Annotated in this window: 11 protein-coding genes and 1 tRNA gene; 4 read left to right on the top strand and 8 right to left on the bottom strand. The window is 66.9% G+C overall.

Going from position 1 to position 13,318, the window contains the following annotated elements:
- Positions 1–25: 25 nt before the first annotated feature.
- The 7 genes from DYE23_RS18035 to aceE all read right to left on the bottom strand — a co-directional run bounded on the left by DYE23_RS18035 (position 26) and on the right by aceE (position 9,582).
- Positions 26–1,462: an acyl-CoA carboxylase subunit beta gene (locus tag DYE23_RS18035; protein WP_011893655.1), complete on the bottom strand. Its 1,437-nt coding sequence runs from the start codon at positions 1,460–1,462 to the stop codon at positions 26–28.
- A gap of 21 nt (positions 1,463–1,483) precedes the next feature.
- Positions 1,484–2,737 (bottom strand): 3-oxoacyl-ACP synthase KasB, encoded by a 1,254-nt coding sequence (gene kasB / locus DYE23_RS18030; protein WP_013471403.1) that lies wholly within the window; start codon positions 2,735–2,737, stop codon positions 1,484–1,486.
- 42 nt (positions 2,738–2,779) lie between these two features.
- Complete coding sequence (kasA, locus tag DYE23_RS18025) at positions 2,780–4,030, bottom strand: 3-oxoacyl-ACP synthase KasA (protein WP_011893657.1); 1,251 nt, start codon at positions 4,028–4,030, stop codon at positions 2,780–2,782.
- A complete protein-coding gene (gene acpM / locus DYE23_RS18020; RefSeq protein ID WP_011893658.1) occupies positions 4,027–4,326 on the bottom strand; it encodes a meromycolate extension acyl carrier protein AcpM in 300 nt (99 codons plus the stop codon). The genes kasA and acpM overlap by 4 nt, the downstream gene beginning before the upstream one ends.
- Before the next feature lie 78 nt (positions 4,327–4,404).
- Complete coding sequence (locus tag DYE23_RS18015; RefSeq protein WP_013471404.1) at positions 4,405–5,319, bottom strand: ACP S-malonyltransferase; 915 nt, start codon at positions 5,317–5,319, stop codon at positions 4,405–4,407.
- A gap of 145 nt (positions 5,320–5,464) precedes the next feature.
- On the bottom strand, positions 5,465–6,751 hold the full coding sequence (locus DYE23_RS18010) for a PucR family transcriptional regulator (RefSeq protein WP_115327822.1): 1,287 nt from the start codon (positions 6,749–6,751) through the stop codon (positions 5,465–5,467).
- Positions 6,752–6,792: 41 nt separating this feature from the next.
- Positions 6,793–9,582, bottom strand: a complete 2,790-nt coding sequence (gene aceE, locus DYE23_RS18005; protein WP_115327821.1) for a pyruvate dehydrogenase (acetyl-transferring), homodimeric type — start codon at positions 9,580–9,582, stop codon at positions 6,793–6,795.
- Positions 9,583–9,768: 186 nt separating this feature from the next.
- On the opposite strand from aceE, the gene DYE23_RS18000 reads away from it, so the two are divergent.
- The 4 genes from DYE23_RS18000 to DYE23_RS17985 all read left to right on the top strand — a co-directional run bounded on the left by DYE23_RS18000 (position 9,769) and on the right by DYE23_RS17985 (position 11,465).
- Positions 9,769–10,347 (top strand): Rv2240c family protein, encoded by a 579-nt coding sequence (locus DYE23_RS18000; RefSeq protein WP_115327820.1) that lies wholly within the window; start codon positions 9,769–9,771, stop codon positions 10,345–10,347.
- A 107-nt stretch (positions 10,348–10,454) separates the two neighbouring features.
- The gene (locus DYE23_RS17995; protein ID WP_115329018.1) at positions 10,455–10,883 is read left to right on the top strand and encodes a DUF3052 domain-containing protein; all 429 of its coding nucleotides are present in this window, start codon (positions 10,455–10,457) and stop codon (positions 10,881–10,883) included.
- Positions 10,883–11,344: a peroxiredoxin gene (locus DYE23_RS17990; protein ID WP_115327819.1), complete on the top strand. Its 462-nt coding sequence runs from the start codon at positions 10,883–10,885 to the stop codon at positions 11,342–11,344. The genes DYE23_RS17995 and DYE23_RS17990 overlap by 1 nt, the downstream gene beginning before the upstream one ends.
- A 46-nt stretch (positions 11,345–11,390) precedes the next feature.
- A tRNA-Val gene (locus tag DYE23_RS17985) sits at positions 11,391–11,465 on the top strand.
- A 401-nt stretch (positions 11,466–11,866) separates the two neighbouring features.
- Here DYE23_RS17985 and DYE23_RS17980 read toward each other — a convergent pair.
- Positions 11,867–13,267, bottom strand: a complete 1,401-nt coding sequence (locus DYE23_RS17980) for a site-specific integrase (RefSeq protein ID WP_235660452.1) — start codon at positions 13,265–13,267, stop codon at positions 11,867–11,869.
- Positions 13,268–13,318: the final 51 nt, after the last annotated feature.

Genomic DNA, 13,318 nt, shown 5'->3' with positions numbered 1-13,318 from the left:
GCAATTTCGGCGGGTGAGTGAGTGGTTACAGCGGGATGTTCTTGTGACGGCCGCGGCGCATCGGCGCCTCCGCGAGTGCCTGGGTCAGCCTCGAGCGCGTGTGCGACGGGTCGATCTTCTCGTCGACCACACCGATCTCGATCGCCGAATCGACACCGCCCGCGATCCGCTCGTGCTCGACCGCCAGCTCCTCGTGCAGCGCCTCGCGCTCGGCCGGATCCTCGACCGCGGCGAGCTTCTTCTTGTGCAGGATGCCGACCGCCGCCTTGGCGCCCATCACGGCGACCTCGGCCTCGGGCCACGCGAACACCTTGGTGGCGTTGAGCGACCGCGAATTCATCGCGATATAGGCGCCGCCGTAGATCTTGCGGGTCACCAGCGTGACCCGCGGAACCGACGACTCACCGAACGCGTGCAGCAGCTTGGCGCCGCGACGAACCACGCCGCCCCACTCCTGGTCCACGCCCGGGAGGTAGCCGGGCACGTCGACGATGACGACCAGCGGGATGCCGAACGCGTCGCACAACCGCACGAAACGTGCTGACTTCTCGGCGCTTTCGGAGTTCAGGCAGCCGCCCAGCCGCAGCGGGTTGTTGGCGATCACGCCGACCGTGCGACCGGCCAGCCGACCGAGACCGACGACGATCGACGGCGCCCAGCGACTCTGGAACTCCTCGAACGGGACACCCTCGTCCAACAAAGCCTCCACCAGCGGATGCACGTCGTAGGCGCGTCGCGCCGACTCGGGCAGCAGCGCCTTGAGGTCGGTGTCGCCGGCTTCGGCCTTGGTGCGGTCGAAATGACCCTGCTGGCAGAACAATCCGACCAGGCGACGACCGCGCTCGTAGGCGTCGAGCTCGTCGTCGGCCACGATGTGGCACACGCCGGACTTCTTGTGGTGGGCTTCGGGGCCGCCGAGGGACACCATGTCGACGTCTTCGCCGGTCACGCTGCGCACGACGTCGGGCCCGGTGACGAAGACCTTGCTGTCGGGGGCCATCACGATGACGTCGGTCAGTGCCGGGCCGTACGCGGCGCCGCCGGCGGCGAATCCGACGACCACCGAGATCTGCGGGATGTAGCCGGACGCGCGGATCATGGCCTCGAAGACCAGGCCGACCGCGTGCAGCGCCTTGACGCCCTCGGCCAGACGCGCACCACCGGAGTGCCAGATACCGACGATCGGGCTCTGCTCGTCGATCGCGACGTCGTAGGCGTCGACGATGTGCTTGCAGCCCTCGACACCCATCGCGCCGCCCATGACGGTGCCGTCGGTGCAGAACGCGATGGTGCGCACACCGTTGACGGTGCCCGCGCCGGCGAGGACGCCGGACTTGTCGCGCTCATGGAGCAGTTCGACGCTGCCGTCGTCGAAGAAGGTCGCCAGACGCAGTAGGGGATCGCGGGGATCGAGGGATTCGTTCACTGCACCGGGGGCCGGCGGGTTCTCGATGGTCGTCATGATGTCTCCTGCTCTGCGTGCTCAGTACTTGCCGAAGGCGAGTGCCACGTTGTGCCCGCCGAATCCGAACGAGTTGTTCAGGGCGTAGTTGTAATTTCCCGGCCGAGGCGAGCCTGCGACGACGTCGAGGTCGATCTCGGGGTCCTGGTTCTTCAGGTTCAGGGTGGGTGGGACGACGCCGTCGCGCAGCGCCTGCACCGTCAGGATCGACTCGACGGCGCCGACGGCGCCCACCGAGTGACCCAGGGCCGACTTCGGGGCGTACACCGCGGGTCGGTGCCCGCCCAGCGCCCTGTTGATCGCCCGCCCTTCGGCCACGTCACCGACGCTCGTGCCCGTCGCGTGTGCGTTGACGTGATCGATGTCGGTCGGGGTGAGGCCCGCGAGCTCGATGGCACGCGTCATCGCGTAGCCGGCGCGCTCGCCGTCGGGGTCGGGCGCCACCATGTGGAAGCCGTCGGAGGTGATGCTGGCGCCCATCAACCGGGCCAGCGGTGTGGCGCCGCGCGCCTTGGCGTGCTCCTCGGTCTCGATCACCAGCAGGGCGCCGGCCTCGCCGAAAACGAAACCGTCGCGGTCCCTGTCGAACGGGCGGCACGCGCCCGCCGGGTCGTCGTTGTTGGTCGACATCACGATGCGCATCTGGGCGAACGCGGCGATCGGCACCGCTTCGATGCGTTGCTCCACGCCTCCGCAGATCGCGATGTCGGCCTCGCCCATCACGATGTTGCGCCACGCCTGGGCGATGCCCTCGGAGCCCGATGCGCACGCCGAAACCGGTGTCACCACACCGGCTTTGGCGTGCCGCTCCAGCCCGACGACCGCGGACGGGCCGTTGGGCATGTACATCTGGACCGACAGCGGGGACACCGAGCGCAGGCCCCGCTCCCGCAGTCCGTCGTAGGCGAACACCAGGGCCTCGGCGCCACCGAGACCGGTGCCGATCGAGACCAGCAGACGTTCGGTGTCGACCTCGGGTGCGCCGGCGTTCTCCCAGACACGCCGGCCCAGCACCGTGGCCATCTTCTGGATGTAGGACATGCGGCGGTTCTCAACCTTGGTCAGTTGAGCGTCGAACTCCTCGAGGAGATGGCCGCCGATCCGCACAGGAAGATCGAACTGCTCGACGAACGGGTCGTCGAGCCTGCGGATGCCGCTCCGGCCGTCCAGCAGGGACGTCCAGGTCTGCTCGGCGTCCGTCGCCAGAGCCGTGGTCATCGCGATTCCGGTGACCACGACATCGGGCAGTCCGTTGCCTGTTGTCGGCGAAGCCATACTCAGCCGCGCGTCCTTTCTCTGGGCCCGGGGGCGACGGATCTAGTAGCGACCGAAGGCCAGGGCCACATTGTGACCACCGAAGCCGAAGGAATTGTTGATCGCGTACTTGTAGTCGCCGTACCGAGGCTCACCCGCAACGACATCGAGATCGATCTCGGGGTCGGGCGTCTCGTAGTTCAGCGTCGGCGGGATGACGCCGTCACGCAGCGCCAGCACGGTCAGGATCGACTCCAGCGCACCGACGGCGCCGATGGAGTGACCCAGCGCCGACTTCGGCGCGTACACCGCGGCGTGCTCCACTCCGGCGACCCGGATGGCGTTGGCCTCGGCGACGTCACCGATGGAGGTCGACGTGGCGTGTGCGTTGACGTGATCGATGTCCTTGGGGGACAGCCCGGCCGTCTCCATGGCCCGCTTCATCGCGGAACCGGCACGCTGGCCGTCGGACGCCGGCGCCACCATGTGGAACGCATCCGAGGTGATGCCCGCGCCGAGCAGCCTGGCCAGCGGCTTGGCGCCACGCGCCAGAGCGTGCTCCTCGGTCTCGATGACCATGAGCGCGCCGGCCTCACCGAAGACGAAGCCGTCGCGGTTCTTGTCGAACGGCCGCGACGCGCCTTCCGGATCCTCGTTGCGGGTCGACATCGCGCGCATCATCGAGAACGCCGCGATCGGCAGCGCCTCGATACCGCCTTCGACGCCGCCGCAGACGGCGATGTCGGCGTCGCCCATGACGATCTGGCGCCAGGCGTGGGCGATGCCCTCAGAGCCCGACGAACACGCCGACACCGGGGTGATGACCCCGGCGCGGGCGCCCAGTTCCAGACCGACGACCGCTGCCGCACCGTTGGGCATGATCATCTGAACGGCCAGCGGCGACACCTTGCGGGGGCCGCCCTCGTTCATCGCGTCATAGGTCTCGACGATCTTCTCGCCGCCACCGAGGCCGGTGCCGATCACGACCGAGAAACGGTCGGGATCGACCTCCGGACGCCCGATGCTGTCCCACAACTGGTTACCGAGGTACTTCGACATCCGCTGGACGTACGACATGCGTCGCATTTCCAGACGGCTCATCAGGGGATCGAGCGGCTCCTTGAGGTGCCCACCGATCTTGACAGCGAGATCCCACTTCTCGACGAACTCGTCTTCGAGGATTCGGATGCCGCTCTCGCCCGCAAGCAGACCCTTCCACGTGCTCTCGATATCCGGTGCAATCGAGGTGGTCGCCGTGACGGCGGTCACGACGACGTTAGGAAAACCGCCGTTAGCAGTGGAAGGTCTGGTCACTTGTCGCCCGTGATCTGTGCGCGGATGGCAGCAGCGGCCTCGGGGTTCTCTTCTTCGAGCTTCTGGATGTAGGCGACGACGTCACCGACGGTGCGCAGACCGGCGAGATCCTCGTCGGGGATCTTCACGCCGTACTTGTCCTCGGTCTGCACGGCGATCTCGACCATCGACAGCGAGTCGATGTCCAGGTCGTCGACGAAGGACTTCTCCGGGGTGACCTCGGAGGGCTCGATGCCGGTGACCTCTTCGATGATCTCCGCGAGACCCGAGATGATTTCTTCCTGAGTGGCGCCCACTGTGGCTCCTTCTATTTCTTGGTTACTTCAACTGGATGTGATCGTGCTGGGTAAAGCCCTGGATGAGGGTCGGAGTACTTACCAGGCCCCTCGGAGCCCGTCCAGGTCCGCGGGAGACTTGACGGCGTGCGTCGGCGTCCCCCGAAGTTCACGTTTGGCGATGCCGGTCAGGGTTCCCGCGGGCGGGAACTCGACAAGGGCGGTGACGCCGAGATCCTTCATGGCGGCGGTGCACAGATCCCAGCGCACCGGCCGGGTCATCTGGGCCACGAGCTTGGCCAGGGCGTCAGCCCCGCTCGAGACGGGACGGCCGTCGGAGTTCGACAGCAGTGTGACGGCGGGTTCCTGCGGATCGATCCGGTCCGCGACCCGGGTGTACTCGTCGAGCGCGGGAGCCATGTAGCGGGTGTGGAACGCGCCGGCCGTGGCCAGCGGGCGGACCCGGGCCCGCGCCGGCGGATCCTCGGCGAGCTTCTCCAGCGCGGCGACGGCGCCGGCGGCGACGATCTGCCCGGCGGCGTTGCGGTTGGCCGGCACGAGGTCGAGCGCTTCCAGGCGGGCGAGCACCTCGGCCTCGTCCCCGCCGAGCAGGGCCGACATGCCGGTGGGCTCCAGCGCACACGCCTTGGCCATCTCCTTGCCGCGGGTCGCAGCGAGCGAGACGGCGTCGTCGGCGGAGATGACACCGGCGATCGCGTAGGCGGCGATCTCACCGACCGAATGGCCCGCGGCGATGATCTTCTCGTCACCGGTCAGCACGTCGCGCTTGTTCAGCTCTTCATAGGCGAGCAGCGTCGCGGCCACCACGAGCGGCTGGGTCACCGCGGTGTCGGTGATCTCCTCGGCGGTCGCGGTGGTGCCGAGTCGGGCCAGATCGAGGCCGCTGATCTCCGACCAGGACGCGATGCGCTCGGCGGCGCCGGGCAGCTCCAACCATTCGGTGAGCATGCCGGGCGTCTGCGAGCCCTGTCCGGGCGCGAGGAACGCAAGCACAGTCGTCTGAGGCACTTCTTAAGGAAACATTGTGAAGACGGTTTTGCGGGGTGTAAGAGATTATGAACCTCGTCTTATGTTTTTGTAGGTAGTGCACAAATCCGCATGTGATGCGACTCCATCGAGATCTCGCCGCAACATGTGATCATGGAGAACTCCCCGGGTTTGTGACCGAGGCAACACCGCCACGCGGCCCGGATCGGGCGCTCAACGGCGGTGACTGAGACGCCTGACGTGTGAGCCGGCCCAGCGACGAGGCCACCCGGAGCACGTACGCGTCGCGCGGAACCGTCGGATCGCGACCGGTGAAATCGGTGATTCGCTTGAGGCGGTAGCGAACGGTATTTGGATGAATGAACAATTTGCGTGCGCAAGCCTCTATGGCCCCGCCCGAGTCGAGGTACGCGTCGAGCGTGTCCATCAGCGCGGGCCCGGCGTCCGCGAGCGGCCTCATCACCTCGGCCTCCAGCGCCGTCGCCGCGGTGACGTCACCGAGAAGCGCGCGTTCCGGTAACAGCTCGCGAGCGGCCACCGGACGGGGCGCGCCCGGCCATCCAGCGACCGAGTTCATCCCCGCGACGGCCTCGGTGGCGCTGCGGTGGGCTCCGCCCAGCGTCGCCGCCGTCGGCCCGATCACCACCGGACCGTCGGCGAAGACGCTCATCAGCTCAGCGAGGAACCTGTCGGTCGGCGACAGGTTCCCGGACACGATCGCGACCAGCCAGGTGCCGTGCACATCGGACAGTGCGGCCCGGCCGTGCCGTTTCACGACGTCGTGGACGTCGTCGACGACGAACTCGGTGCGATCGGGCCGAGGCGTGCCGACGATGACCGTCGCGGGCGCGGTCGCGTCCCAGTTCAGGGCCGCGGCCTGCGACTGCAGGTCCGGTCCGATGTCGCCGCGGACCACCGCATCGACGAGGTTCGACTCGATCCGGGTGTCCCAGGCACCCCGGGCCTCGGCCTGATCGGCGTAGGCGCTGGCGGCCGCGAACGCCAGGTCGCGGCTGTACCGCAGGATGCCCGCGGTCAGGGCGGTCAGCTGCTCCTCCGAACGGGCCAGCAGCGGGACCACCTCTTCGAAGTACTCCATGGTGGTGCGGACCATCTCGACGGACTGCCGCAACGCGATGCGCCGGCGCAGATCCTGGGGAACCACCTCGAACGCCTGGGCGGTGTAGCTCACGTCGCTCTGCGGGTCGCGCATCCACTCGACGAAGTTGACGACGGCCGTCTGCACCACCAGCTGGACGCTGGCGCGCTGTGAGGCCTCCATGTCGGCGAAGAACGGCAGCCGTTCCTCCATCGCGTGCACCGCTTCGGTGGCGAGCCGGCCCGAGTACTGCTTGAGCCGGCGCAGGGTCGAGTCGGGGACGCTCCCCAGCACCTCGACCGTCGAGTTCGGCGGCACGAACCGATTGTTGTCGGGCATCCCTAAAACCTACGCCAGGTTTTGGGGGAAACCTCCAAGCGTCAGGCCACGCCCGGATCTGAGGTCTGCTCAGGCGCCGCCATCACATCGTCGATCTCGTACCGGCGCGCCGCGTCGACCGCCGCGGAGATGTCGATGTTGCCGTCGCGGGCCAGACCTTCCAGCACCGCCACCACGATCGACTCGGCATCGGTGTTGTAGTAGCGACGCGCGGCGGGGCGGGTGTCGCTGAAGCCGAAACCGTCGGTACCCAGCGTCACGTAGGTGCCCGGCACCCAGGGCCGGATCTGCTCCGGCACGGCGCGCATCCAGTCCGACACCGCGACGACCGGACCTTCGGCGCCGGCGAGCGCCTCGGTGACATACGGCGTCGCCACCTCGCGGTCCGGGTGCCGCAGCCGCTCCTTCTCGATGGCCACGCCCTCGCGATTGAGTTCGCCCCAGCTGGTCACCGACCAGACGTCGGCGGAGACGTCCCACTCCTCGGCGAGCATCTCGGCGGCCTTGAGCGCCGACGGCATCGAGACACCGGAGACGAGGATCTGGGCCGAGTTCGACTTCTTCTGCGGCGCCGCCTGGTAGCGGTACATGCCGCGGAGCAGTCCCTCGACATCGATGCCTTCGGGCTCGGCCGGCTGCACGTAGGGCTCGTTGTAGATCGTCATGTAGAAGTAGACGTTCTCGGGGTTGTCCCCGTACATCCGCTGCAGGCCGCTCTCGATGATGTAGGCGATCTCGAACGCGAACGCGGGGTCATAGGACACCACCGCCGGATTCGTCGCCGCCAGCAGCAGTGAATGACCGTCGGCGTGCTGCAGCCCCTCGCCGACCAGGGTGGTGCGCCCGGCCGTGGCGCCCAGGATGAAACCGCGGGCCATCTGGTCGGCCGCGGCCCAGAGGCCGTCGCCGGTGCGCTGGAACCCGAACATCGAATAGAAGATGTAGATCGGGATCATCGGTTCGTTGTGCGTGGCATACGACGTGCCCACCGCGGTGAACGATGCCGTCGAACCCGCCTCGTTGATGCCCTCGTGAAGAATCTGGCCGACCTCGGACTCCTTGTAGGCCAGCATCAACTCCGCATCGACGGCCGTGTAGAGCTGACCGTTGCGGTTGTAGATCTTCAGCGACGGGAACCACGAGTCCATGCCGAACGTGCGGGCCTCGTCGGGGATGATCGGCACGAAGCGCCATCCGATGTTCTTGTCGCGCAGCAGTTCCTTGAAGGTGCGCACGGTCGCCATCGTGGTGGCGACCTCCTGCTTGCCCGACCCCTTCTTGAGCGCCTTGTAGGTGTCGCGGCCCGGCAGCTTCAGTGATTTGGTCTTGGTGCGGCGCTCCGGCAGGAACCCGCCGAGAGCACGCCTGCGGTCGAGCATGTACCGGATCTCGGGAGCTTCCGCCCCCGGGTGGTAATACGGCGGCAGGTACGGGTTCTCCTCGAGCTCGGCGTCTGAGACCGGGATGCGCTGGACGTCGCGGAAGTCCTTGAGGTCTTGCAGCGCAAGCTTTTTCATCTGGTGAGTGGCGTTGCGACCTTCGAAGTGCTTGCCGAGCGTGTAGCCCTTGATGGTCTTGGCCAGGATGACGGTCGGCTGACCCTTGTGCTCCATCGCGGCGTGATAGGCCGCGTAGACCTTGCGGTAGTCGTGGCCGCCGCGCTTGAGATTCCAGATCTCGGCGTCGGTCATCGGCTCCACCAGCGCCTTGGTGCGGGGGTCGCGGCCGAAGAAGTGGTCGCGCACGTAACTGCCGTCGTTGGCCTTGTAGGTCTGGTAATCCCCGTCGGGGGTGGTGTTCATCAGGTTGACCAGCGCGCCGTCGCGGTCGGCGTGCAGCAGCGCGTCCCACTCGCGGCCCCACACCACCTTGATGACGTTCCAGCCTGCGCCGCGGAAGAACGATTCCAGCTCCTGGATGATCTTGCCGTTGCCGCGCACCGGGCCGTCGAGGCGCTGCAGGTTGCAGTTGACGACGAACGTGAGGTTGTCGAGCCCTTCGTTGGCCGCCACCTGGATCAGGCCGCGGCTCTCCGGTTCGTCCATCTCGCCGTCGCCGAGGAACGCCCACACGTGCTGCTTGGAGGTGTCCTTGATGTCGCGGTCGTGCAGATAGTGGTTGAACCGGGCCTGGTAGATGGCGTTCATCGGGCCCAGCCCCATCGACACCGTGGGGAACTCCCAGAAATCGGGCATCAGCCGCGGGTGCGGGTAGGACGGCAGACCGCCGCCGGCGTGGCTGTGCTCCTGGCGGAAGCCGTCGAGCTGATCGGTGGTCAGCCGGCCCTCGAGGAATGCGCGTGCGTAGATGCCGGGGGAGGCGTGTCCCTGGATGAACACCTGGTCACCGCCGCCGGGGTGCGACTTGCCGCGGAAGAAGTGGTTGAACCCGACCTCGTAGAGGGCCGCCGAGGATGCGTAGGTCGAAATATGGCCACCGACACCGACTCCCGGACGCTGTGCGCGGTGCACCATGATCGCGGCGTTCCAGCGGATCCAGGCGCGGTAACGGCGTTCGACGTCCTCGTCGCCGGGGAACCACGGCTCCAGCTCCGTCGGGATCGTGTTCACGTAGTCGGTGGAGGTCAGCGCCGGGATGGCGACCCGCTGCTCGCCGGCGCGTTCGAGTAGCCGCAGCATCAGGTACCGGGCACGGGCCGGGCCCGAGCGTTCCAGCAGATCGTCGAACGACTCCAGCCATTCGCCGGTCTCTTCGGGGTCGATGTCGGGCAGATAGGACGCAACCCCTTCCCTGATGACCCGAACACGGTCGGGTTCGCCTGTGCTGCTGGAGTTTTGGGCCAGGTCTTGGCGCACGAACTCGGTGGTCAATTTCCGCTCCTTGTTAGGCGGTGAACAAGCACGCACACGTCGGGTCCCGTTGGTGACGTTGCCGTCGGCATGCGCTGTTCCATCCTTCTCTCATCCTGCCGCATCCGCACCAGCGGGTGGGGCGGAGCGCGCAACCGGTGTGAACGCCGCTCGGAAACGGCAGGTGCCCGGTAACCTCTGCAGGCTGTGCGCAACGGCTGGCTGACCGCCCCCCGGGTGCGGCTCGCGGGCCTCGTGACCGGCGCATCCGCGGTTCTGGCGATGGTCGTCGTCGGGTGTACGAACGTCACCGACGGAGACGCGGCGGTGGCCGACGGAGAGGCGCCGCTGTACCGGGCCTCGGTCACGGCGTCGAGTGAGGAGGCCGCCGCGAGTTCCAGCGCCAGGGAGGCCGAACGTCAGGCGTCGCTGACGGTGGAGGCGGTGCGGACGTCGTGCGAGGCGATGAGTTCCAGCAGCGCCGAGGCGGTCGGCTCGGTGAACAACTACGTGGACGCGATGAACAACAGCCCCGCCGACGTCGAACGCACCGCGGGTCCGGCTGTGGACGCCCTCAATCACAGCGCCGATCTCGTTGCGGGAAGCCTCTCCGACCCTCTGACCTCGGAGTTACGCGACGCGCTCAACGGATGGGTGGACGCGGCGCGCGGGGTGGCGACGGCCATCGCCGGCAACTACGGCATCGACGCTTTCAACGCCGCGATCGAGGTGCTCAACCGCGCGAAGACCACCGCGCTGGACCGCTGCGATGCGGCATATCGATGAACCTGCCGCTAGATGGCTTGCTGTCGGCCCCCGGCATGCGACGATAGGGGCTGAAGAACATGTACCTGGCGCACACGCGCGCCGAGTCGGCTGAAGGAGGACTGACCGTGGTGTCGGCGGGTGACCCCCCGAACTACGCCCGCAAGCTGGGCATCCAAAAAGATCAGGTTGTGCAGGAGTTGGGCTGGGACGAGGACACCGACGACGACATCCGGGCCGACATCGAGGACGAGAGCGGCGGTGACCTGCTCGACGAAGATGCCGACGAGGTCGTCGATGTTGTGCTGCTCTGGTGGCGCGACGGCGACGGTGACCTCGTCGACACGTTGATGGACGCCATCACCCCTCTTGCCGAAGACGGAGTCATCTGGGTCGTCACCCCGAAGACCGGCAAGCCAGGCCACGTGCAGCCCGCCGAGATCGCGGAGTCCGCGCCGACGGCGGGGCTGATGCAGACGTCGTCGGCGAATCTCGGTGACTGGATCGCGAGTCGTCTGGTGCAGCCGAAGGCCAAGGCCGTCACGAAGCAGCGGTAGTGCTCTCCGTCGGCTCGACTGCGCCGGACTTCACGCTGAAGGACCAGAACAAGCAAGCGGTGTCGCTCACGGATTTCCGTGGCGCCAAAGACGTCGTGCTGGTGTTCTTCCCGCTGGCGTTCACCGGCATCTGTCAGCGCGAACTCGACGAGATCCGCGACCACATCGCGGATTTCGTCAACGACGAGACCGCGACCCTGACGGTGTCGGTGGGTCCGTCACCCGTCCACAAGGTGTGGGCGAAGGAGCGGGGGTATTCGTTTCCCGTGCTGTCGGACTTCTGGCCGCACGGCGCGGTCAGCCAGGCCTACGGCGTCTTCAACGACGCGTCCGGCTTCTCCAACCGTGGCACCTTCGTCGTCGACCGCTCCGGACTCATCCGGTTCGCCGAGTGCAACGAACCGGGGGAGGCCCGCGACCAGGCGGCGTGGACGCGGGCGCTGGCGGCGCTCAGAGGCTGAACCGATTTCCAGTTGCGCGGCGAATCCGTGTAGCCTGCCCGGGATCGGGCGCGTAGCTCAGTGGTAGAGCTCTGGTTTTACACACCAGCGGTCGGCGGTTCGATACCGTCCGCGCCCACCAAAGTTATTGCAGCTCAAAGGCCTAAAGTCATGAATTTGAGCCAATTTCAGAACCCCCGGTGTGCCAAGAGTGTGCCAAGAGATATCGAACGAGTGAGCCAACGAGGTGGTGGCTCGTCCCAACGCTTAGCGCATGGCGCCGGCTACTTGGGCGCAGCGACTCGGTGGGAGATGCCCCCCGAAGTGGGGGCGGTCGCGTCTTCCGGGAGGGGTGAGTGAGGGCGAACACCGTGGAGTGCCGCGACGCTGAAATGCGTCGCGCCTGGGAAGAAGCCGCCGCCGAGCGTGACGCGGACCTGAATCCTGAGCGCATCGCAGAACGCCGCCGCCGACTGATCAACTGCCGTTGAGGCGCGCGTTAACGCTGGCGCGTAGCGCGGGCCACCACCCGACCACGGGAGATTAACGTTTCTGTTCTCCGGTAATGCGCGACCGCCCCATCAGGGCATCACCCGCCGCGGCGAGAGCATCGTCATAAACGTGCCCATACACCCGCAGCGTGATCGCCGGATCATGGCCAAGCCACTTCGCCGTCGCAGACGGTGTGGTGCCGCTGTCGAGCAGCATAGTGGCGGCGGTGTGTCGCACATCGTGCAGTCGAATGAAAGGCACGCCAGCGTCTTTCGCGTGCTGAGCGAACTGGGATGAGTATGTTTCCGGCCGGATAGGGGAGCCGGCTGCGTTGACGGCAACGAGTCCGGTGTCGGGATACTGCGATCCAATTGCGAGGCGTTCTTGGGCTTGGCGAAGCCGGAAGGTCCGAAGCGCCGTGAGGACGTCGACTGGCATCGGGAGCGCCCGGCGCGAGCGCTTGGACTTCGGATCGCCGGTGACTGTCCCCCTGCCTTCGACCACCACACGACCCTGAGCGACGGACACGGTGCCGGCATCGAAATCGACGTCAGACCATCTCAGCCCGAGTATTTCCGAGCGGCGAAGTCCGGCGAGAGTCAACAACCAGCAGGCATTCAGACGGTCGTCGCGCACGTGATGCCGAAACTGGCTGGCCTGTTCAGGGGTCCAGCTTCGCATCTCATGATGTTCGACCGTTGGGCGCTTAACCATACGCGCCACATTCCGCGACACCAGACCTTCTCGCATCGCGTCATCAAGTGCGGACGAGAGCACGACGAGCATGGTGACCACAGTCCGCGGACTAACGCTGCCGGGAACCCGGGGGCGCTGTGGGTCGCGTGGTTCGACGGCGACGTAGCGCCCACGGCCTATCCGCACCACGCCACCCGAGGCGACTAGCCGATCGAGGGACTTGATACCCGGTTCGCCGAGGGCGGCCAAAATCTCGTTGTACTGCGCCCCTTCGGCTCGTTCCCTTAAGAAAATGAGCACTTCAGCTGCGCGACGGCCTCTCTTATCGCGCTGTCTGATCGGTGTGCCGCTCAACCGCACAGTCACCAGGGCGTCGATGTCAGCGGTGCGCACGTGCTGGAGACCGATGCCGCCAAGCGCCTCGATGACGGGCTTCAAGGAATGCCGGTATCCAGTGAGGGTGTTGGGGCGCACGTCGCGTCTGCTGTCGAGCCACCGGCTCAGGTACTCCGCGACAGTCGTGGAATCGCGTCTGACGAATGCCCCCGCTGCAACCTCGGTGGTGATTCTCCGGTATTCGCGGCGCGCTTCCGCGAGCGTGGGAAAGGTGAACCGCTGCCTGTCGCGGGTGCCGTCGGGGCGGATGCCGACGTCGACTTGGAACCTGTAGCTGACCGCGCCGTTTCGTGCGATATGTTTGCTGATTGGCTCAGCGCGACGGGGCCGCTTGGCGCCCGCCTCGTCAGTGTTCGTCATCTGCCCTCCTGCCGAGACACGTCGGTGCCCAGTGTTTCCATCCCACGTTGC

It is taken from the genome of Mycolicibacterium gilvum (assembly GCF_900454025.1).
Classification (GTDB): domain Bacteria; phylum Actinomycetota; class Actinomycetes; order Mycobacteriales; family Mycobacteriaceae; genus Mycobacterium; species Mycobacterium gilvum.
This window is presented reverse-complemented; position numbering and strand designations above follow the sequence as displayed.